The organism is Cellulosimicrobium cellulans, from assembly GCF_024124905.1.
GTDB lineage: Bacteria > Actinomycetota > Actinomycetes > Actinomycetales > Cellulomonadaceae > Cellulosimicrobium > Cellulosimicrobium cellulans_G.
On the sequence record NZ_JAMXST010000003.1, the window covers coordinates 578,810 to 596,992 of the forward strand.

An 18,183-nucleotide genomic window follows, 5' to 3' on the forward strand; every position below is an offset into this window, starting at 1 on the left:
CGGGCGGGTGACCGATCCGCCCGACGCCCCAGGAGCCCGACGTGACCGGACCTCAGACCGATCCCGCCCCCGCGCACAGCGCTCCCGCCGCCCCCCGGCACCTCGTCGTCGTCGGCGGCGGCATGGTCGCCCAGCGGCTCGTCGAGGCGCTGCGTGCCCGCGACACCGCTGGCGTATGGCGCGTCTCGCTCTTCGCCGAGGAGCCGCGCAAGCCGTACGACCGCGTCGCCCTGACGAGCTACTTCTCGGCCCGCGACGCCGAGGAGCTCACGCTCGGCGACCCGGCCCTGTGGGACGACCCGCTCGTCACGCTGCACCGCGACTGCGCGGTGACGTCGATCGACCGCGACGCGCAGACCGTCACCGACCGCCTCGGGCGGGTGCACGCCTACGACGAGCTCGTCCTCGCGACGGGGTCGAGCGCCGCGATGCCGCCCATCCCGGGCAACGACCTCCCGGGCGTGTTCGTCTACCGCACGATCGACGACGTCGCGGCCCTGCGCGGGTGGGTCGAGGAGAAGCGTCGGCACGCGACGACCGAGGGTGGCTGGGAGCGCCCCGTCCGCGGCGCGGTGATCGGCGGCGGCCTCCTGGGCCTCGAGGCGGCGGGCGCGCTCAAGGCGCTCGGCGCGCAGGCCACCGTCATCCAGTTCGGCACGCACCTGATGGACGCGCAGATCGACCTCGGCGGCGGCGAGGCGCTCAAGCGCCTCATCAACGGCATGGGCATCGCGGTCCGCTGCAGCACCGGGACCCAGGAGATGAAGGTCTCCCGGAAGACCGGCCACGTGGGCCGGCTCGACTTCGCCGACGGCGGCCGGCTCGACGTGGACGTCGTCGTCGTCGCGACGGGCGTTCGGCCCCGCGACGAGCTCGCGCGCGCGGCGGGGCTCGCGATCGGGGAGCGCGGGGGCGCCGTCGTCGACCTCGCGTGCCGCACCGAGGACGAGCACGTGTGGGCCGTGGGCGAGGTCGCGTGCATCGAGGGTCGGTGCATCGGCCTGGTCGCGCCGGGCTACGCGATGGCAGAGGTCGTCGCGGACCGCCTGCTCGGCGGCGAGGCGACGTTCCCGGGCGCGGACACGGCGACCAAGCTCAAGCTGCAGGGGGTCGACGTCGCGAGCTTCGGCGACGCGTTCGCCCGCACCGAGGGCGCGATGGAGCTCGTGTGGGCCGACCCGGTCGCGGGCGTCTACAAGAAGCTCGTGCTGTCCGACGACGCGCGCACGCTCCTGGGCGGCGTGTTCGTCGGGGACGCCGCGCCGTACGCGTCGCTGCGGCCGATGCTCGGCACGGAGCTCCCGGGCGACCCGGGGGTGTTCCTGCTGCCCGAGGGTTCCGGGGGCAGGGCGCCGAGCCTCGAGCTCCCCGACGACGCCACGGTCTGCTCGTGCAACAACGTCAGCGCGGGCACGATCCGCGGCGCGGTCACCGAGCACGGGTGCACCGAGCTCGCGGGCGTCAAGGCGTGCACGCGCGCGGGGACGAGCTGCGGGTCGTGCCTGCCGCTCGTCAAGAAGATCACGACGACCGAGCTCGCCCGTGCCGGCGTCGAGGTCTCGAACGCGCTGTGCGAGCACTTCGACCTCTCCCGTGCGCAGCTCTTCGACGCCGTGCGCGTCGCGGACCTGCACACGTTCAGCGAGATCGTCGGGCGGTTCGGTCGTGTACCGGAACCTGTGACGGACACCCACGGCGCCGTGCTCGTCCGCGACGCCGGGCGCGGCTGCGACATCTGCAAGCCCACGATCGCGTCGATCCTCGCGTCGCTCGGCAACGGCCACATCCTCGACGGCGAGCAGGCGACGCTCCAGGACACCAACGACCACGTCATGGCGAACATGCAGAAGGACGGCACGTACTCCGTCGTCCCGCGCATCCCCGGCGGCGAGATCACGCCCGACGGGCTGCTCGTCATCGGCCAGGTCGCCAAGGACTTCGGGCTCTACACGAAGATCACGGGCGGACAGCGCATCGACATGTTCGGCGCTCGCATCGAGCAGCTCCCGCACATCTGGCGCCGGCTCGTGGAGCACGGGTTCGAGTCGGGGCACGCGTACGGCAAGTCCCTGCGCACGGTGAAGTCGTGCGTCGGGTCCACGTGGTGCCGGTTCGGCGTGCAGGACTCGGTGGGCATGGCCGTCGAGCTCGAGCTGCGCTACCGCGGGCTGCGCTCGCCCCACAAGCTCAAGCTCGGCGTCTCCGGGTGCGCGCGCGAGTGCGCCGAGGCGCGCGGCAAGGACGTCGGCGTCATCGCGACGGACAAGGGCTGGAACGTGTACGTCGGCGGCAACGGCGGGTTCACGCCCCGGCACGCGCAGCTCCTCGCCGAGGACCTGGACGACGAGGCGCTCGTCCGGACCATCGACCGCTTCCTCATGTACTACGTCCGCACGGCCGACCGCCTTCAGCGCACGGCCGCGTGGGTCGAGGACTACGAGGGCGGCCTCGACGCGATCCGCGAGGTGATCGTGGAGGACTCGCTCGGCCTCGGCGCCGACCTCGACGCCGCGATGGCCCGCCACGTCGGCGACTACGAGGACGAGTGGCGCGCGGTCCTCGAGGACCCGGAGAAGCTGCGTCGCTTCGGCTCGTTCGTCAACGCGCCCGCCGAGCCCGACCCCGACCTCGCGTACGTCACCGAGCGCGGCCAGATCCGGCCCGCGACGGCGGACGAGCGCGCCGCCCTGGAGGAGGCCCGTGCCGCGGGTCTCGCCACCGTCCCCGCCGGCCCCGTGGTGATCGCCGGCACGACCCTGGAGGTCCGTCGATGAGCGTCGTGTCCGCAGAGCAGGCCGTGCCCCCCGGGGAGACGGCCACGTCGGCGACCACGGAGTGGGAGCGGGTGTGCCTGCTGCGCGACCTCCTCGTCGAGCGCGGCGTCGCCGCCCTCGTGGGCGGGGTGCAGGTCGCCCTCTTCCGCCTCCCCGACGACACGGTGCGCGTCGTGCAGCAGCGTGACCCGTTCTCGGGGGCGAACGTCATGTCGCGCGGGATCGTCGGGACGCGCGGCGGCGTCCCGACCGTCGCCGGGCCCATGTACAAGCAGGTCTTCGACCTCGCGACCGGGCGCTGCCTCGAGGCCGCCGGGTACGTGCCCGTCCAGGGCCTCGCCCCGGACCTGGCGACGTGGCCCGCCGAGGTGCGCGACGGCGTCGTGCACGTGGGGACGCGCCCCCTCGCCGCCGCGGACCCCACGGCCGACGATGCCTCGGACGGTGCGCCGTGACGACGCTCCTGGGCCTCGACCTCGCCGGGCGCACGGTCCTCGTCGCGGGCGGCGGGCCCGTCGCCGCCCGCCGCGCCCGGGCGATGGCCGACGACGGCGCGCACGTCCGCGTCGTCGCGCCGCAGGTCTGCGAGGACCTGCGCGACCTCGTCGCGGCCTCGCTGAGTGCGGGGTATCTGTCGTCGATCCGTCCTCGGGACGACAGACACCCCGCACCCGGCGGAGGGGGCGTCACCTGGGCGCCGCGCGAGGTGCGCGAGTCCGACGTCGAGGACGCGTGGCTCGTGCTCGCGGCGACGGACGACTCGGGGACCAACCGCGACGTCGCCGCGTGGGCGGCCGCGCGCCGCACCTGGTGCGTCAACGCCGGGGCCGCGCACGAGGGCACCGCGCGCACGCCTGCGACGACCCACAGCGGCGACGTGCTCGTCGGGGTCGTCACGGACGTCCCCGCGGCGCACCTGTCGCCGGACCGCCGCGCTCGGGCGCGACGAGCGGCTGACGGCGCGGCCGAGCGGCGCGGCGCGGACCCGCGGCGGGCGCGTGCGGTGCGCGACGCGATCGCCGAGCACCTGCGCTCCGGCGGCGCCGACCAGCGGCGGCACCGGCCGGCCGACGGCGGGCTCGGGCGCGTGACGCTCGTCGGTGGCGGACCGGGCGCCGTCGACCTGCTCACCCTCCGGGGGCGCCGGGCGCTCGCGGAGGCGGACGTCGTCGTCGCGGACCGGCTCGGGCCGGGCGACGTGCTCGACGAGCTCGCGCCCGGTGTCGAGGTGATCGACGTCGGCAAGACGCCCGGCAACCACCCGGTGCCGCAGCACGAGATCAACGCGATCCTCGTGGAGCAGGCGCAGCGCGGACGGCGCGTCGTGCGGCTCAAGGGCGGCGACCCGTTCGTCTACGGGCGCGGCGGCGAGGAGGTGATCGCGTGCCGCGAGGCGGGCGTGCCGGTCGACGTCGTGCCAGGGGTGTCCAGCGCGCTGAGCGTCCCGGCGCTCGCGGGCATCCCGCTCACGCACCGGGGGACGGTCGCCGCGTTCCACGTGACCAGCGGGCACGACGGGCTCGACGCCGCCGCGCTGGCCGGGGTGCGCGACCGCACGGCTACGCTGGTGGTCCTCATGGGTGTCTCGCAGCTCGCACGCATCACGGCCCAGGCCCTCGGCGCCGGGGCCGACCCCGCGATGCCCGTCGCGATCGTGGAGAGCGGCTCGACGCCGCACCAGCGCGTCACGCGGGCCCCGCTCGGCGAGATCGTGGCGCACGCCGCCCAGGCAGGTGTCCGCCCCCCGGCGATCATCGTCATGGGAGACGTCGCCGCCGAGGGACGGCTCGACCCGGCGACGGTCGCGTGACCGGCAGCACTGAGATCGACCCGCCCGTCGCGACGTCGACCCACGGAGGGTCGATCTCGGACGCTCGGGTCGATCTCGCGTCCGACCCTGGCGTCGACCGCCCCGCCCTCGGCCAGGTCATGGCCGGCTGCACCGTGCTCGTCACGGCCGACCGCCGCAAGAGCGAGCTCGCCGCCGCCCTCCAGCGCCGGGGTGCCGAGGTCCGCCACGCGCCCGCACTGAGCATGATCCCGCACGCCGACGACGAGCAGCTCCTCGCGGGGACGCGCGACCTCGTCGAGCACCCGCCGGACGTCGTCGTCGTGACGACCGGCATCGGCTTCCGCTCGTGGGTCGAGGCCGCCGACGCGCACGGCCTCGCCGACCGCCTGCTCGAGGTGCTCGCCGACGCGCGGATCGTCGCGCGCGGGCCCAAGGCGCGCGGCGCGATCCAGGCCGCCGGGCTCACGGCCGACTGGGTCGCCGAGTCCGAGACCTCGGCGGAGATCGCCGACGTGCTGCTCGGCGAGGGCGTCGCCGGGCTGCGCATCGCCGTCCAGCACCACGGCGCCGGGGCCGACGGCCTCGACGTCGTCTTCGCCGAGGCCGGTGCCGAGGTCGCGAGCCTCGTCGTCTACCGCTGGGGGCCGCCGCCCGACCCCGAGGCGCTGCGCGCGTCCGTCGAGGCCGCGGCCGTCGGGGAGATCGACGCCGTCGTGTTCACCTCCGCGCCCGGCGCCGAGGCGTGGCTGAGCGCGGCCGAGGAGCACGGCGTGGGCCGCCTCGTCGTGTCGCGGTTCCAGGACGGGTCCATGGTCGCGGCGGCCGTCGGGCCGATCACCGCGAAGCCGCTGGAGCACCGCGGGGTCACGCCGCTCCAGCCCGAGCGCGGGCGGCTCGGTGCCCTCGTGCGCACGCTCGTCGCGCACTACGAGCAGGCCGAGACCGTCGCGCTCGCGACCGTCGCCGGCGCGCTCCAGATCCGCTCGCGCGTCGCCGTGCTCGACGGCGAGGTGCTGCCCCTCTCGCCCAGCAGCCTCGAGGTGCTGCGCCTCCTCGCCGCGCGCCGCGGCGAGGTCGTCACGCGCGACGACGTGCTCGACGTCCTGCCCGGCGACTCGCGCGACCCCCACGCGGCCGAGGTCGCCGTCGCGCGCCTGCGCGAGGCGACCGGCCGGCGCGACCTCGTCAAGACCGTCGTCAAGCGCGGATATCGATTGGAGCTCGCATGAGCGCGGAGAGCCCGGCCTTCTTCGGAGGCGCTGTCCCGTCGGAAGCGTCGCCCGGCTCGGGGGCGTCGTCCGACACCGGGCCGGAGGTCGCCGACGGCGGGACGCTCGGCGCCGCGCCCGTGCTGATCGGCTGCTCGCACGGCACGAGCGACCTCACCGGCCGCGACGTGATCCGTGCGCTCCTCGACGACGTGCGCGCCGCGCGCCCCGACCTCGACGTCCGCGAGGCGTTCGTCGACGTGCAGCAGCCCGAGGTCGCGGACGTCGTGACGTCGGTCGTCGCCCCGTCCGCGGCGACGGACGACCCGCGACGCTCCGCGACGAGCACTGCCGACGGCTCCGTGGTCGACGGCGCGCGGCCGGGCGACGCGGTCGTCGTGCCGCTGCTGCTCTCCGGCGGGTTCCACGTGAGCGTCGACGTCGCGGCGGCGGTCGAGGACCGCGGCCCTGGGAGCGGACGGGCCGCGGCAGGCACGCCGCTCGGCCCCGACCCGCGCCTCGCGGACCTCCTCGCCGAGCGGCTGGCGGAGGCCGGGCTGCGCCCGGGCGACGCCGTCGTGATCGCCGCCGCGGGGTCCAGCCGGCCCGGCGCCGCGCGTGACGTCGAGGAGCTCGCCGCACGGCTCCGCGAGCGCGTCCCCCACTCCGTCACGGTGGGCTACGGCGCCATGGCCGCACCGTCCGTGCCCGACGCCGTCGCCGCCGCCCGCGCCGACCTCGCCCCGGGCGCGCGCGTCGTCGTCGCGGCCTACCTGCTCGCGCCGGGCTTCTTCTACGACCGCGTCCTCGAGGCGGGCGGCGACGTCGTCACCGCCCCGCTGGCCCCCGACCCCCGGCTCACCGAGATCGTCCTCGACCGCTACACCACCGCCGCGGCGACCCTCGCCGCGCCGAGATAGCACCCGGGCCCCGCCCATGAAGACCCCCGGTCCAGCGAGGTAGAGCCCTGGTCGATCGAGGGAGAACCAGGGCACTACCTCGCGGGACCAGGGCTCTACTTGAACGGACCAGGGCTGTACCTCGCCGGACCACCGTTCTCCCTCGATCCGAGCGGGGGCCTACCTCGTGAGGGTCGGGCGGGTGCGGGGGGCGAGGAGGGCGACGCCGGCGGCGAGCAGCACCGTGACGCCGAAGCAGACGACGTACGACGCGAGGCCGAGCGTCGGGTGCAGGGCCCACAGGAGCGACCCGGTGACGGCGAGCGCGGTGGCGGCCGCGACGGCGTCGGAGACCTGGAGCGCGGAGGAGTTGGCACCCTGCTCCGCCACGGGCGAGAGCTCGAGCGTCAGCACCGACAGGGTCGGGTGGGTCATGCCCATGCCGAGGCCGGCGAGGGTCCACGCGACCATGCCGACGACGGGCGGCACGGCGGTCCACGCGAGCAGCGCCGCGCCGCCGATGCCGAGCGCGACGAGCGTCCCGCCGAGGCGCACGTAGTCGGCGTGCCGGAGCCCCCACGTCGCGCGGCCGCGCAGCCAGGACCCGGTCGACCAGCCGACGGCGCCGAACGTGAGCACCGCGCCGGCGAGCGACGGCGCGAGCCCGCGCTCGTGGGAGAGCAGGAGCGGGAGCAGCACCTCGGCGCCGGTGAACGCGGCGGCGACGAGCCCGCGGATCGCGATGACGCTCGGCAGGCCGCGCGCGGCGCGGGTCGTGCCCGGGGGCAGGAGCCGCGGGACGGCGAGCGCGACGGCCGCGAGCGACGCGACGAGGAGAGCGGCGAGCCCGAGCCCGCGGAGCTGGCCCGCGTAGTTGAGCGCCCCGATCCCGACGGCGGCCACGACGGCCCAGGCGAGCGACGCCTGGCGCGCGGTCCGGTCGAGAGGTGACTCGGCGTCGTCGGTCCCGTCCGGAGGGACGTCCTCCGACGGGGCGGAGACGTCGTCGGACGCCGGGGACGCGGCGTCGTCGGGGGCCGAGCCGCGGGCGGCGCGCATCCCCGGGCGCATGAGGATCAGCGCCGGGACGGCGAGCACCGGGACCGCGAGGAAGACCCAGCGCCAGCCGACGTGCTCGACGACGAGCCCCGCGATGGCCGGGCCGACGATCGACGGGACGACCCACGCGGCGGCGAACGCGGCGAAGACCTTCGGCCGTCGGTCGGTGGGGAACACGCGTGCCACGAGCACGTAGAGCGCGACGATGTACAGGCCCGTCCCGACGCCCTGGAGCACGCGGCCCGCGACGAGGACGAGCATGTCCTGCGCGAGTCCCGCCACCAGCAGGCCCGCGAGGAAGAGCCCGATGCCGGTCCACAGGGGCGTCGTCGGGCCGGCACGGTCGCTCCAGCGGCCCGACGCGACCATCCCGACGACGCTCGACGCGAGCGACGCGGCGAACGCGAGCGTGTAGAGGGTGAGGCCGTCGAGCTCGACGGCGACGGTCGGCATGGCGGTCGCGACGGCGAGCGCCTCGAACGCGCCGAGGAACACGAACGCGACCATGCCGAACAGGACGGTGCGCTGAGTCCCGGGGGCGAGCGCCGCGCCGGCCGCGGGTACGGCGGGGGCGTCGGGGGTGCCGTACGTCGGCGCGTCGGCGTCGGTGCGGGGCTCCGCCGTCATACGAGAACGACCTTTCCGGTGGTGGCGCGCGCTTCGAGCTCACGGTGGGCGCGCGCTGCCTCCGCGAGGGGTACCTGGTGCGTGACGACGTGCCACGTCCCGTCCGCCGCGAGCGCGAGCGCGCGCTCCTGCAGGTCGAACAGGTCTCCCCAGGGTCGGGCCTGGGGTCCCACGGCCCACCGTACGTCCCGCGCGACCGCTCCCGCACCGGGATTCGGGACGTTCCCGGCGCCGTGGTCGACGTCACCGGCGCGGTTCGGTGCGCCCGAGGACCACCCGAAGAGCACGAGACGCGCGTCGGGGGCGAGGAGCGTCGCGGCCTCCGCGCCTGCGTCCCCGCCCACGCCGTCGAGCAGGACGGTCGCCCCGTCGGGGGAGTGCTGCCCGACGGCGGCCCGCGCCTCGTCGAGCCAGCCCTCGGCCCGGTAGTCGATCACGACGAGCCGCTCGGCGTGCGGCTCCCGACCGAGCCCGCGGACGAGCGCGACCTTCTCCGGGCCGCCGGCGAGCGCGACGACCCGTGCGCCGATCGCGAGCGCGCTCTGCACGAGGAGCGTGCCGAGCCCGCCGGCCGCGGCCGTGACGAGCACGGTGTCGGTCGCGCCGAGCTCGGCGAGGTCGAGGATGCCGACGGCGGTGCGGCCGGTCCCGATCATCGCGATCGCGTCGGGCGCCGTGACGTGGTCGGGGATCCGGTGCAGCAGCGCGACGGGGACGGTGGCGAGCCGCGCGTACCCGCCGCCGTCGGGCGTGGCGCCGAGGTGGGCCGCGACGCGACGCCCGCGCCACGCCGCGTCGACCCCGGGCCCGACGGCCTCCACGACCCCGGCGACCTCGCGTCCCGGGATCGTGGGCAAGGCGGGCAGCGGGAGCGGGCCGCCCGCCGCCTCGCCCCGACGCAGGGTGGTGTCGAGCAGGTGGACGCCGTGCGCCCGGACGGCGACGAGGACCTCGCCGGGTCCGGGGACGGGGTCGGGGACCTGGTCGAGGACGAGGTTCTCGGGCGGTCCGAACGCGTGCAGGCGGATGGCGTCCACGGGTGTGCTCCCTCAGTGGCGACGGGCCGCGCCGGAGCGGCGGCACGCGACCCGGTCCGGGCGCGCCCTGCTAGTCTCGAACCTCAACAAATGTTGAGGTCAAGCAGTCCGCCGCGAGCCGCGCGGCGGCCGTCCGGCGAGGAGCCCGCGTGCCCGACGACGTCCCGTCCCCGAGCGACGAGCTCACCGTCGGCCAGCTCGCCGCGCGCAGCGGCGTCGCCGTGTCCGCGCTGCACTTCTACGAGCGCGAGGGGCTCATCACGAGCCGCCGGACCCCCGGCAACCAGCGGCGCTTCGCGCGCGAGACGCTGCGCCGGGTCGCGTTCGTGCGCGCGTCCCAGCGCGTCGGCATCCCGCTCGCGCGCATCCGCGCCGCGCTCGCGACGCTGCCCGGCGACCGCACGCCGACGGCCAAGGACTGGCACCGCCTCTCAGCGGGATGGCACGCCGACCTCGACGCGCGCATCGAGCAACTCACGCGGCTGCGCGACCACCTCACGGACTGCATCGGCTGCGGGTGCCTGTCGCTGCGCAAGTGCGTCCTCGTCAACCCGCACGACGCGCTCGCCGACGAGGGCCCCGGCCCGCGGACCCTGCTCGTGGACGGGATCGAGGACTGAGGCGTCAGGCCGGCGCGAGCAGGGACCCGAAGCTCGTGCGGCGGCGCAGCGCGAACCCGAGCCGCTCGTACACGGCGATCGCGCCGGTGTTCTCGGCCGCGGCGTGCAGGAACGCGCGGTCGCCCCGCTCCTGCACGTGGAACGCGACGTCGCGGACGAGGCGTGACGCGAGGCCGCGTCCCCGGTGCGCGGGGTCGGTCGTCACGGCGCTGATCTCCGTCCAGCCTGCGGGGTGCAGGCGCTCGCCCGCCATCGCGACGAGCCGGCCGGCGTCGTCCCGGAACCCGACGTAGCGCCCGAGCAGGTAGGTGCGCGCCTCGAACGGCCCCGGCCGGCTGCGCTCGACGAGCGCGAGCATGTCCGGCACGTCGGCCGCGCCGAGCACGACCGCCTCCGGGTCGGGGCGGGTGACCAGGCGCTCGGTCTCGACGAGCTGGACCCCCTCCACGCGGGCCTCGAGCGTCCAGCCCGTCGGCAGGTCGACGCCCTGGGGCGGCGCCGAGAAGCGTCCGCCCGGCCCGACGAGCGTGGCGATCGCGTCCCACACCCCGGGCTCGTCCCACGAGCGCACGCCCGTGATGGGCGAGACGTCGGCCGGGTAGCGCCGCGCGAGGTCGTCGCCCTCGGCGAGGTGCGCGTGGGCGCCGGTGAGGGCGCTCCACGACGGGTTGTCCAGGGCGGCGTCGTCGACGCCGGTGGCGCCGGTCTGCGTGCTCGTCGCGGTCATCGTGCTCCTCCTCGCCCGGTCGCCCGGGTGCGTGCCGTCGTCACGGTCGTCCGACCGTGCGTCTCCTCCGGGGCGAACGCTCGCGGGCGCGCGCCTCTTCCAGGTGCGCTCAGCCCTCCCACCGGTCCCGGTGGACGACCTCCGCGAGGGGCCGACGGCGCGGCTCGGACCAGCGCCCGCGAGCCGGGTAGCCGAGCGGGACCAGGCCCATCGTCAGGGCGTCGTCGGGCAGGCCGAGCAGCGCGGCGACGTCGGTCTCGCGGACCGTGTGGAAGGTCGTGAGCGTCGTCCCCAGGCCGTAGGCCCGGGCGGCGAGCACGAGGTTCTGCACCGCGCCGTAGATCGAGGCGCCGAGCCGGGGGTCCGTCGAGCCCGCCGCGTCCCGCAGCACCGGTACGACCCACACCGGTGCCTCCTCCAGGTGCAGGGCCAGGTGCTCGACGGCGCGGAAGCCCGCGTCGCTCACGCCCGCGTCGTCGGTCGCGGCTCCGAGGACGGCGTCGCGCCGGTCTCCGTACGCGGCACGCCATCCCTCGCGGTACCACTCGGCGATCTGCGCCTTGGTCGCCGGGTCCCGCACGACGACCCACGCCCACTGCTGGCGGTTGCCCCCGCTGGGGCCGCGGACCGCGGCGTCGAGGATCGCGTCGAGCACGTCGTCCGGCACCGGGTCCGGCGCGAGGTAGCGGCGCGACGGCGTCGAGTGGAGCGCTCGAAGGACGGTCAGATCCTCAGGTGTGGTCACGGTCGCCGAGGGTACGGGCCACCGTCCGGCGCGCTCGCGGGTCCCGGCCGCCGTCTCGCAGGGTGGTCACGCCTGCGGCACGTCCTGGTCCACGGGCCTCGGACGGGGGAGCGGGTGGTCACGGAACGGCTGCCCACCCGCGGGGGGCCGGGGCCGCTCACCAGTTCTTGGTGCCGCTCCCGCTGCCGTCTCCCGGGTCGCTGCCGGTCCCGGGCTGGTCGCCGTAGAGGTCGCGGTACTCCTGCTCGAGCCGCTCCTGCTCCTCGCGCGCCTCCGAGCCCTGCTGCTGGAGCTCCTCCTGGCGCTGCTGCTCCTCGCGCTCGGCCTGGCTCTGCTGGCCCTCGCCCTCCGAGCCCTCGCCGCCCGAGGCCTCCGACTGCTCGTCGCCCTCGGAGCCCTCGCCCTCCTGCGTGTCCCCGCCGCCCTCGTTCTCCGGCTGCGAGTCCTGCGCCTGCTGCTGCTTGTCCTGGAGGCGCTGCTGCGCGGCCTCGTTCTGCTCCTCCTGCTCGGGCGTCTGCTCGGACTCCCCGCAGTCGGGCCAGCCGCGGATCTGCTCGGCCGTCGCGTACTCCTGCTCGGCGTACTCGTACCAGTCCTGGACGTCCTGGCGCAGCTCCTCCGGGTCGGGCTCCTCGCTCCCGTCGCCGTACGGGTCGAGGACCTCCTCGTCGTACGGCATCCCCGCGTCGCGGGCGGCGATCGCCTCCTCGACGAGCGCGAGCTCGGCCGCCTTGCCCTCCGCGTACGCCATGTCGCCGTCGCCCTGGATCTCGTACGCGAGCGACAGGTTCGTCTGGATCATGCAGCGTTCCTCGGGGCTCTCGTGCTCCGCGAGGTCGTACGCGCGGTCGAGGGACGTGATCGCGTCGTACAGCGCCCACGAGTCCTCGGACCGGGCGAGCGCCGTCCCGTGGTTGTAGTGCGCCTTCCACGGCTCGACGATGTTGAGGACCCGCTGGATCCCGTAGTAGTCCGCCGCGGTCGTCGCCTCCCCGGCCTCGTAGCGGTCCTTGGCCGTCGCGGCGATCGGCGCGAGGAGAGCCAGCTTGACCCCGAGGACGACGAGCGCGAGCACGACGGGCAGCGTCCCGACGAGCCACCAGGTGCGCCGGCGCAGCCGCGCGGCGCGCAGGGCCGCGACACCCGTCGGGCGCGGCTTCCGCCGCCCCGTCGGGGGCGTCGGGGGAGAGGGCCAGGTCATCGACGCACCTCCACCCGGTCCGCCGTGGGGGTGCCCGACGGCGACCGGTCGCCGTCGCCGTGCGCGCCCGGTTCCCCAGCGCCCGGGCCGGGCGCGGGTCCGCCGGTCGCCGACGCCCGGGCCGTCGTCGGGCGCACGAGCGAGCGGCTGGCCGAGCGCGACCAGAACCACGCCTCCAGGCCGAGCAGCGCGACCAGCGCGAGCGCGAACGGCCAGACGACGGGGCGGTACGCCGTGACGTCGCGCCGGCCGTCGGCCGCGACCTGCTGCGGGTCGACGCCCGCGACGAGCGACGCCGTCTCCGACGGCTCCTGCCGGTGCACGTACGGGACGCCGAGCTGGTCCGCGAGCGTGGTGAGCGACTCCTCGTCGAGCACGGACAGCGCCTCCACGGGCTCGCCGTCCTCGCTCGGCTGCGACCAGTCGATGATGTACTCCGCCTCCTCGGGCTCGACGTCGGGGTCGTACTCCTTCATCCGGCCGCCCTCGGCGGTGCCGTAGCCGAGCACGGCGCCGCCGTCGACGAGCGGCGCCAGGTCGGCGAACGACCGCGGCTCGCCCTCCGCCGTCTGCTCGCCGTCGCTGAGGAAGAAGACGAGGCGCACGTTCGCCGGGTGCTGCTCGGCGGACCCCTGGAGCGCGGAGCGCAGCTCGTCGAGGGGCCGGTCGGTGAGGGAGCCCTGCGAGTACCGCGTGATCTCGCGGTGGAACGTGTCGGCCCACGACGTGATCGCGCGCGCGTCGGTCGTCAGGGGGAGCTGGCGCGAGGCCTGCGAGTCGAACGAGATGATCGAGTACCGGGCGCCGGGGATCGCCTCGGTGAGGCTCCTGATGTCGTGCCGCACGCCGTCGAGCCGCTCCTGGCCGCCCTCGGGCCCGTAGTCCTCGGCCGCCATGGACCCGGTGCGGTCGACGACGAAGAACATGTCGACGTTCGCGACCGACGTGTCGCGGTCCGTCGACGCGACCGACGGCGCGAGCCCGATGATCCCGAGCAGGACCACCGCTCCGGCGCGGCGCAGCCAGGCCGCGCGCGGCGCGCCCGGGCGCGGGGCGCCGTCGGGCCCGGGGCGCCCCGCCACGACCGCCTGCCACACCGCGAGGCCGAGCAGGGGCAGGACGAGCAGCGCGAGCGCCCACACGGGCACGAGCGGCTGGAGGGTCAGCCCGGCGAGGTTCATCGGTCCGTCACTCCTTCACCCGCCACGCGACCACGAGCAGCAGCGCGACGCCGAGGACCGCGACGAGGAACCAGCCCGCGGGCCGGTCCGTGACGATCACCTCGGGCGACGCGTCGAGCTCGACCGCCTGCTGCGCGACGACGTCGTCCACCATGCCCTGCACCGCGGCCGGGTCGTCGGCGAGGAAGTAGAGCCCGCCGCCGTCCTCGACCGTGCTGCGGTACTCGCTCTCCTCCGGGGTGCCCTCGTAGCGCTGCGACCCGCCGAAGATCCCGTGCAGCGTGATGTCGCGCGACGCGACGAGGTCGGCGGCCTGGGGGAGCGTGTAGATCGGCTCGCCCGAGACGTAGTTGTCGGTCGCGAGGATGATCGAGCGCGAGCGCTCCGTGTCCTCCGCGTCGAACTGGAGGGCGCAGCTCGCGAGCCCGTCGCCGATGAGGCTCGCACCGGAGAGGTTCGCCGTCGTCCCGGCGGTGAACTGCGCGTACTCGAGGATCTCCGCGTCGTCCGACCCACCGGTGTAGTCGAACGTCGACGGGTCCTTGTCGAGCGCGTCGATGCCGCCCTGGAGCTCCTCCTGCACGAGCGTGTAGTCGTCCGTGAGGGGGAAGACCGTGCGCGACGACGAGTTGAAGATCGACAGCGCGATCCGCTCGCCCTCGAAGTTGTCCACGAGCTCCTGGAACACCTTGAGCACGGCGCCGTCGTACTCGATCATCGAGCCCGACACGTCCAGGCACAGCACGATGTCGCGCGTGCCGAGGCGGTCGACGACGACGTCCGTCTCGACCGGGCGTGCCGCGACGGCGCCCGCCCCGACGACGGCGACGAGCAGCCCCGCCGCCGTGAGCCCCTGCAGCACGCGGTAGCGCCGCACCCACGCGGCGAACGCCGGCACGCGCGCGAGGTAGTCGGAGTTCGCCACCCAGAGCACGTCGGCGTCGGCGTCACGTCTCCGGCGGTGCCGGGCGAGCCACCAGGCGACCACGCCGGCGGCGAGCACGGCGACGACGAGCACGCCCCACAGCCACGGCCACAGGATGGACGCGCCCTGGGGACCGGGCACGACGGCGGTGCTCGTCGCGAGCGCGTGCCTCACCATCCGCGCACCACCGATCGGGCACGGTCGATCGAGTCCTCCGCGTCGGTCGCGCGCGCGGCGGGGTCGTTGTCGTGGTCCGCGAACGACGGCCGGTAGTACCGCGCGATGACCTGCGTGAGGCGTCCCGCCTCGCCGATCTGCTGGATCTCCGAGAGCGTCATGGACGACGCGTCCTGCCCGAGCCGACCGGTCGCGAAACCCCGCATCTCGGCCGAGAGCGCGAGGTGCAGCGCGCGCTCGTCGAGCTCGCCCGCGCGGAAGCGTTCCGCGACGACGTCGAGGCGTCGCTCGTACTCGGCGCGCAGCGAGGCGTACGGGTCGTAGGGGCCGGTGGGGAGCCGGGGCGCGGGGGGTGGCACGGCCTTCTCCGCCGCGCTCGCGCGCGTCAGCCAGATCACGAGGAACACGACGGCGGCCGCCGCGAGGATCAGCACGATCCCCAGGACGGTCCACCACCCCGAGTAGCCCACGGGGTCGACGAGCTCATCGACGGGCACGCTTCTGCCTCCCCAGGAGTTCGACGAACCGCTGCACGACGTCGTCCGACCCCTCGACGAGCACGCCCTCGACCTGGAGCGCGCGCAGGCGCTCCGCGACCTCGGCCCGCCGCGCGGCGAGGGCCTGGGCCGCGGACGCGGCGAGCGCGGCCCGGCCGCGCAGAAACGCCGGCAGGCGCAGCGTCCCGTCCACGTCCGCGACCTCGCCCGTGGCGTGCGGCCCCGCACCCGCGCCGACGGGGGACAGGTCCGCGATCTGGACGACCATGACCTCGTGGCGCACGCGCAACGACCGCAGGAGCTGCTCGTGCTCGGCTCCCGGGCGCGCCTCGTCGGTCACGACCACGACCAGCGAGCGGCGCCGGAACGCGGACCGGGCGCGGTCGAGCGGGCGCGCGAGGTCGCTCGCGGGCGCGTCGGGCCGCCACAGGTCCTCCACCGTGCGCAGCAGCACCTCGAGGTCCTGCGTGCTCGCGCGGGGCGGGAGCTGGACGAGCCGCCGGGCGTCGCCCGCGACGAGCGCGACACGGTCGCCCCGGTCGCGCGCGAGGTACGCGACGAGCGCGCAGCAGAAGCTCGCGATCTCCGCCTTGGTCTCGCCGCTCGGGGCGGTCGCGCCCATCGTGCGGCCGGTGTCGACCACGAGCACGAGGTTGAGGTTCGACTCGCGCACGAACCGGCGGATGATCGGGAGCCCCGCGCGCGCCGACGACTTCCAGTCGATGTCGCCGACGTCCTCGCCGGGCGCGTACAGGTGCAGGTCGTCGAAGTCCTGGCCGTGCCCCTTGAAGACCGACCGGTGCCGTCCCTCGAGCAGGCCGGACGCCCGGCGCGCGACCGGGAGGTCGAGCCGGGCCCGGACCTGGGCGAGACGGGAGACGTCGGGCACGTGGTGCTCTCTCGAGACGGTGAGGGGGACGCTCAGGGCGTGGGGACGGCGTCGAACACCGCGTCCACGAGCTGCTCCGGCGGCACGTTGTTGGCGAGCGCGTCGAACGTGCGCACCAGGCGGTGCCGCAGCACCGAGTAGCGCACGGCCTTGATGTCGTCCGGGATGACGTACGCGCGGCCCGCCAGGATCGCGAGCGCCTGGCCCACGCGCATGAGCGCGATGCCGCCGCGCGGCGACGCGCCCACGCGCACGTGACGGTCGAGCCCGGGGATCGGGCGCGGGCCGGACAGCCGCGTCGTGTTGATGAGGTCGACGACGTACCGCTTGATCGAGTCGTCCACGTACACGTCGTCCACGAGGCCGCGCAGGAAGCGGACGTCGTCGAGCGAGATCGGCTGCGCGGTGAGGGGCTGCGTCATCTGCCCGGTCGCGATGCGCTGGAGGATCTCGAGCTCCTGCGGCGGCGTCGGGTAGGTGAGCACCTCCTTCATGAGGAAGCGGTCCATCTGGGCCTCGGGCAGCACGTAGGTGCCCTCCTCCTCGATGGGGTTCTGCGTCGCGAGGACCATGAACGGGTCGGGCAGCGAGAAGTTCTCGCCCCCGATGGACGTCTGCTTCTCCTGCATCGCCTCGAGCATCGCCGACTGCGTCTTGGCCGAGGAGCGGTTGATCTCGTCGAGCAGCACGACGTTGGCGTGCACCGGGCCGAGCTGGGTCGTGAACTCGCCGGTCGCGTAGTTGAAGATCTGCGTGCCGACGATGTCGTTCGGCATGAGGTCCGGCGTGCACTGGATGCGGTGGAACGAGCCGTCGACCGCGGCCGCGAGCGTCTGCGCCGCCGTCGTCTTGGCGAGCCCCGGCACCGACTCGAGCAGGATGTGGCCGCCCGCGAGGAGGGAGCTGACCAGCGCCGTGCGCAGCGCGTCCTGGCCCACGACGCGCTGGTCGAAGACCTGGCCGACGCGCTTGAGCAGGTGGCTCGCGCGGTCGAGGTCCTGCGTCGAGATGCTGCCGTGCCCTGCGGCCATCGATCGTCCTCCGGGTCGTGCGTGGTCGTGCGGGTGTGGTCCCGTGCGCGGCCGGAGGGGTGTGGACGGTGCGTCGCGAGCCCCCGGCGAACCCGGCCCAGTATGCCAGCGCGGCCCGCGTCGGACCGGGCGTCGTCCACAGGTCCGGGTGGGGAGAGGTCCCCACCGGGGAGGGCTCGGACCTTCCCCACCGGGGGGCGTCCGCGCGCTCGTCGGGAATGTCGGGCGAGCGTCGCGGGGTTGGCCCGGCATGAGCCACGACGCCGTCGGGACGACCGACGCCACCGCCACCGCCCTGTCCACCCCCACCGGCACCGCCCTCGACCGCCTCGGCGAGCCCGCGCTCCTCGCGCTCGTCGCCGCCCGCCGCCAGGGCGTGCTCGCCACGGTCAAGAAGGACGGGCGCCCCCAGCTCTCCAACGTCCTCTACGCGTGGGACCCCGACGCGGGCGTCGCGCGCGTCTCCGTCACCGCCGACCGTGCCAAGACCCGCAACGCCGCGCGCGACCCGCGCGTCTCGCTCCAGGTGAGCGCCGAGGACTTCTGGAGCTACGCCGTCGTCGAGGGGGACGCGGAGCTGAGCGCCGTCGCGCTCGACCCGCACGACGACGCCGCCGACGAGCTCGTCGAGACGTTCCGCGCCGCCTCCGGGAGCGAGCACCCCGACTGGGAGGAGTTCCGGCGCGCGATGGTCGCCGACCGCCGTCAGGTGCTGCGCCTGCGCGCGACGCGGGTCTACGGGATGGCGCGGCTGCCGCGACCGTGAGGCGGCCGTGAGAGCGGTCGTCCACAGG

The 18,183-nt window shown here is 75.5% G+C and carries 17 protein-coding genes; 7 read left to right on the forward strand and 10 right to left on the reverse strand.

Annotated elements, in window-relative coordinates; genetic code table 11:
* The first annotated feature begins 41 nt into the window (after window positions 1–41).
* The 5 genes from nirB (at window position 42) to NHH00_RS11280 (ending at window position 6,694) form a co-directional block, all read left to right on the forward strand.
* On the forward strand, window positions 42–2,774 hold the full coding sequence (gene nirB / locus NHH00_RS11260; RefSeq protein WP_308202294.1) for a nitrite reductase large subunit NirB: 2,733 nt from the start codon (window positions 42–44) through the stop codon (window positions 2,772–2,774).
* Window positions 2,771–3,229 carry a nitrite reductase small subunit NirD gene (gene nirD, locus NHH00_RS11265; RefSeq protein ID WP_253052119.1) on the forward strand — a complete coding sequence of 153 codons (459 nt, stop codon included), beginning with the start codon at window positions 2,771–2,773 and terminating at the stop codon, window positions 3,227–3,229. Before nirB ends, nirD begins: the two co-directional genes overlap by 4 nt.
* Window positions 3,226–4,584 carry a uroporphyrinogen-III C-methyltransferase gene (gene cobA / locus NHH00_RS11270; protein WP_253052121.1) on the forward strand — a complete coding sequence of 453 codons (1,359 nt, stop codon included), beginning with the start codon at window positions 3,226–3,228 and terminating at the stop codon, window positions 4,582–4,584. The genes nirD and cobA overlap by 4 nt, the downstream gene beginning before the upstream one ends.
* 119 nt (window positions 4,585–4,703) lie before the next feature.
* Window positions 4,704–5,795 carry a uroporphyrinogen-III synthase gene (locus tag NHH00_RS11275; protein WP_047232004.1) on the forward strand — a complete coding sequence of 364 codons (1,092 nt, stop codon included), beginning with the start codon at window positions 4,704–4,706 and terminating at the stop codon, window positions 5,793–5,795.
* Window positions 5,792–6,694: a sirohydrochlorin chelatase gene (locus NHH00_RS11280; RefSeq protein ID WP_253052123.1), complete on the forward strand. Its 903-nt coding sequence runs from the start codon at window positions 5,792–5,794 to the stop codon at window positions 6,692–6,694. Before NHH00_RS11275 ends, NHH00_RS11280 begins: the two co-directional genes overlap by 4 nt.
* A 159-nt stretch (window positions 6,695–6,853) precedes the next feature.
* Here the strand turns inward: NHH00_RS11280 and NHH00_RS11285 are convergent, their stop codons facing one another.
* Both NHH00_RS11285 and NHH00_RS11290 read right to left on the reverse strand, forming a co-directional pair.
* A complete protein-coding gene (locus tag NHH00_RS11285) occupies window positions 6,854–8,359 on the reverse strand; it encodes an MFS transporter (RefSeq protein WP_253052125.1) in 1,506 nt (501 codons plus the stop codon).
* Window positions 8,356–9,396 (reverse strand): alcohol dehydrogenase catalytic domain-containing protein, encoded by a 1,041-nt coding sequence (locus tag NHH00_RS11290; RefSeq protein ID WP_253052126.1) that lies wholly within the window; start codon window positions 9,394–9,396, stop codon window positions 8,356–8,358. The genes NHH00_RS11285 and NHH00_RS11290 overlap by 4 nt, the downstream gene beginning before the upstream one ends.
* A gap of 149 nt (window positions 9,397–9,545) precedes the next feature.
* On the opposite strand from NHH00_RS11290, the gene soxR reads away from it, so the two are divergent.
* A complete protein-coding gene (gene soxR / locus NHH00_RS11295) occupies window positions 9,546–10,016 on the forward strand; it encodes a redox-sensitive transcriptional activator SoxR (RefSeq protein WP_253052128.1) in 471 nt (156 codons plus the stop codon).
* A 4-nt stretch (window positions 10,017–10,020) separates the two neighbouring features.
* Here soxR and NHH00_RS11300 read toward each other — a convergent pair whose 3' ends face one another.
* The 8 genes from NHH00_RS11300 to NHH00_RS11335 all read right to left on the reverse strand — a co-directional run bounded on the left by NHH00_RS11300 (window position 10,021) and on the right by NHH00_RS11335 (window position 17,389).
* On the reverse strand, window positions 10,021–10,743 hold the full coding sequence (locus NHH00_RS11300; protein ID WP_253052130.1) for a GNAT family N-acetyltransferase: 723 nt from the start codon (window positions 10,741–10,743) through the stop codon (window positions 10,021–10,023).
* A gap of 109 nt (window positions 10,744–10,852) precedes the next feature.
* Window positions 10,853–11,488, reverse strand: coding sequence for a nitroreductase family protein (locus tag NHH00_RS11305; protein ID WP_253052132.1), 636 nt, complete (start codon window positions 11,486–11,488; stop codon window positions 10,853–10,855).
* Window positions 11,489–11,645: 157 nt separating this feature from the next.
* The gene (locus NHH00_RS11310; protein ID WP_253052134.1) at window positions 11,646–12,689 is read right to left on the reverse strand and encodes a hypothetical protein; all 1,044 of its coding nucleotides are present in this window, start codon (window positions 12,687–12,689) and stop codon (window positions 11,646–11,648) included.
* On the reverse strand, window positions 12,686–13,870 hold the full coding sequence (locus tag NHH00_RS11315; protein WP_253052136.1) for a vWA domain-containing protein: 1,185 nt from the start codon (window positions 13,868–13,870) through the stop codon (window positions 12,686–12,688). The genes NHH00_RS11310 and NHH00_RS11315 overlap by 4 nt, the downstream gene beginning before the upstream one ends.
* A 7-nt stretch (window positions 13,871–13,877) precedes the next feature.
* Complete coding sequence (locus tag NHH00_RS11320) at window positions 13,878–14,972, reverse strand: vWA domain-containing protein (protein ID WP_253052138.1); 1,095 nt, start codon at window positions 14,970–14,972, stop codon at window positions 13,878–13,880.
* Window positions 14,966–15,469: a hypothetical protein gene (locus NHH00_RS11325; RefSeq protein ID WP_253052140.1), complete on the reverse strand. Its 504-nt coding sequence runs from the start codon at window positions 15,467–15,469 to the stop codon at window positions 14,966–14,968. Before NHH00_RS11325 ends, NHH00_RS11320 begins: the two co-directional genes overlap by 7 nt.
* Window positions 15,456–16,358, reverse strand: a complete 903-nt coding sequence (locus NHH00_RS11330; protein WP_253052142.1) for a DUF58 domain-containing protein — start codon at window positions 16,356–16,358, stop codon at window positions 15,456–15,458. The genes NHH00_RS11325 and NHH00_RS11330 overlap by 14 nt, the downstream gene beginning before the upstream one ends.
* Before the next feature lie 32 nt (window positions 16,359–16,390).
* Window positions 16,391–17,389, reverse strand: coding sequence for an AAA family ATPase (locus NHH00_RS11335; RefSeq protein ID WP_253052144.1), 999 nt, complete (start codon window positions 17,387–17,389; stop codon window positions 16,391–16,393).
* Between the two features lie 250 nt (window positions 17,390–17,639).
* On the opposite strand from NHH00_RS11335, the gene NHH00_RS11340 reads away from it, so the two are divergent.
* Entirely contained in the window at window positions 17,640–18,155 is a 516-nt protein-coding gene (locus NHH00_RS11340; protein WP_253052146.1) for a PPOX class F420-dependent oxidoreductase, read from the forward strand.
* The last annotated feature ends 28 nt before the right edge of the window (window positions 18,156–18,183 follow it).

Excerpts from the sequence above, each read along its gene's own strand:
- nirD (WP_253052119.1), top strand. The coding sequence starts at position 2,771 with ATGAGCGTCGTGTCCGCAGAGCAGGCCGTGCCCCCCGGGGAGACGGCC.
- NHH00_RS11275 (WP_047232004.1), top strand. The coding sequence starts at position 4,704 with ATGGCCGGCTGCACCGTGCTCGTCACGGCCGACCGCCGCAAGAGCGAG.
- NHH00_RS11280 (WP_253052123.1), top strand. The coding sequence starts at position 5,792 with ATGAGCGCGGAGAGCCCGGCCTTCTTCGGAGGCGCTGTCCCGTCGGAA.
- NHH00_RS11285 (WP_253052125.1), bottom strand. The coding sequence starts at position 8,359 with ATGACGGCGGAGCCCCGCACCGACGCCGACGCGCCGACGTACGGCACC.
- NHH00_RS11300 (WP_253052130.1), bottom strand. The coding sequence starts at position 10,743 with ATGACCGCGACGAGCACGCAGACCGGCGCCACCGGCGTCGACGACGCC.
- NHH00_RS11310 (WP_253052134.1), bottom strand. The coding sequence starts at position 12,689 with ATGACCTGGCCCTCTCCCCCGACGCCCCCGACGGGGCGGCGGAAGCCG.
- NHH00_RS11315 (WP_253052136.1), bottom strand. The coding sequence starts at position 13,870 with ATGAACCTCGCCGGGCTGACCCTCCAGCCGCTCGTGCCCGTGTGGGCG.
- NHH00_RS11320 (WP_253052138.1), bottom strand. The coding sequence starts at position 14,972 with ATGGTGAGGCACGCGCTCGCGACGAGCACCGCCGTCGTGCCCGGTCCC.
- NHH00_RS11335 (WP_253052144.1), bottom strand. The coding sequence starts at position 17,389 with ATGGCCGCAGGGCACGGCAGCATCTCGACGCAGGACCTCGACCGCGCG.
- NHH00_RS11340 (WP_253052146.1), top strand. The coding sequence starts at position 17,640 with ATGAGCCACGACGCCGTCGGGACGACCGACGCCACCGCCACCGCCCTG.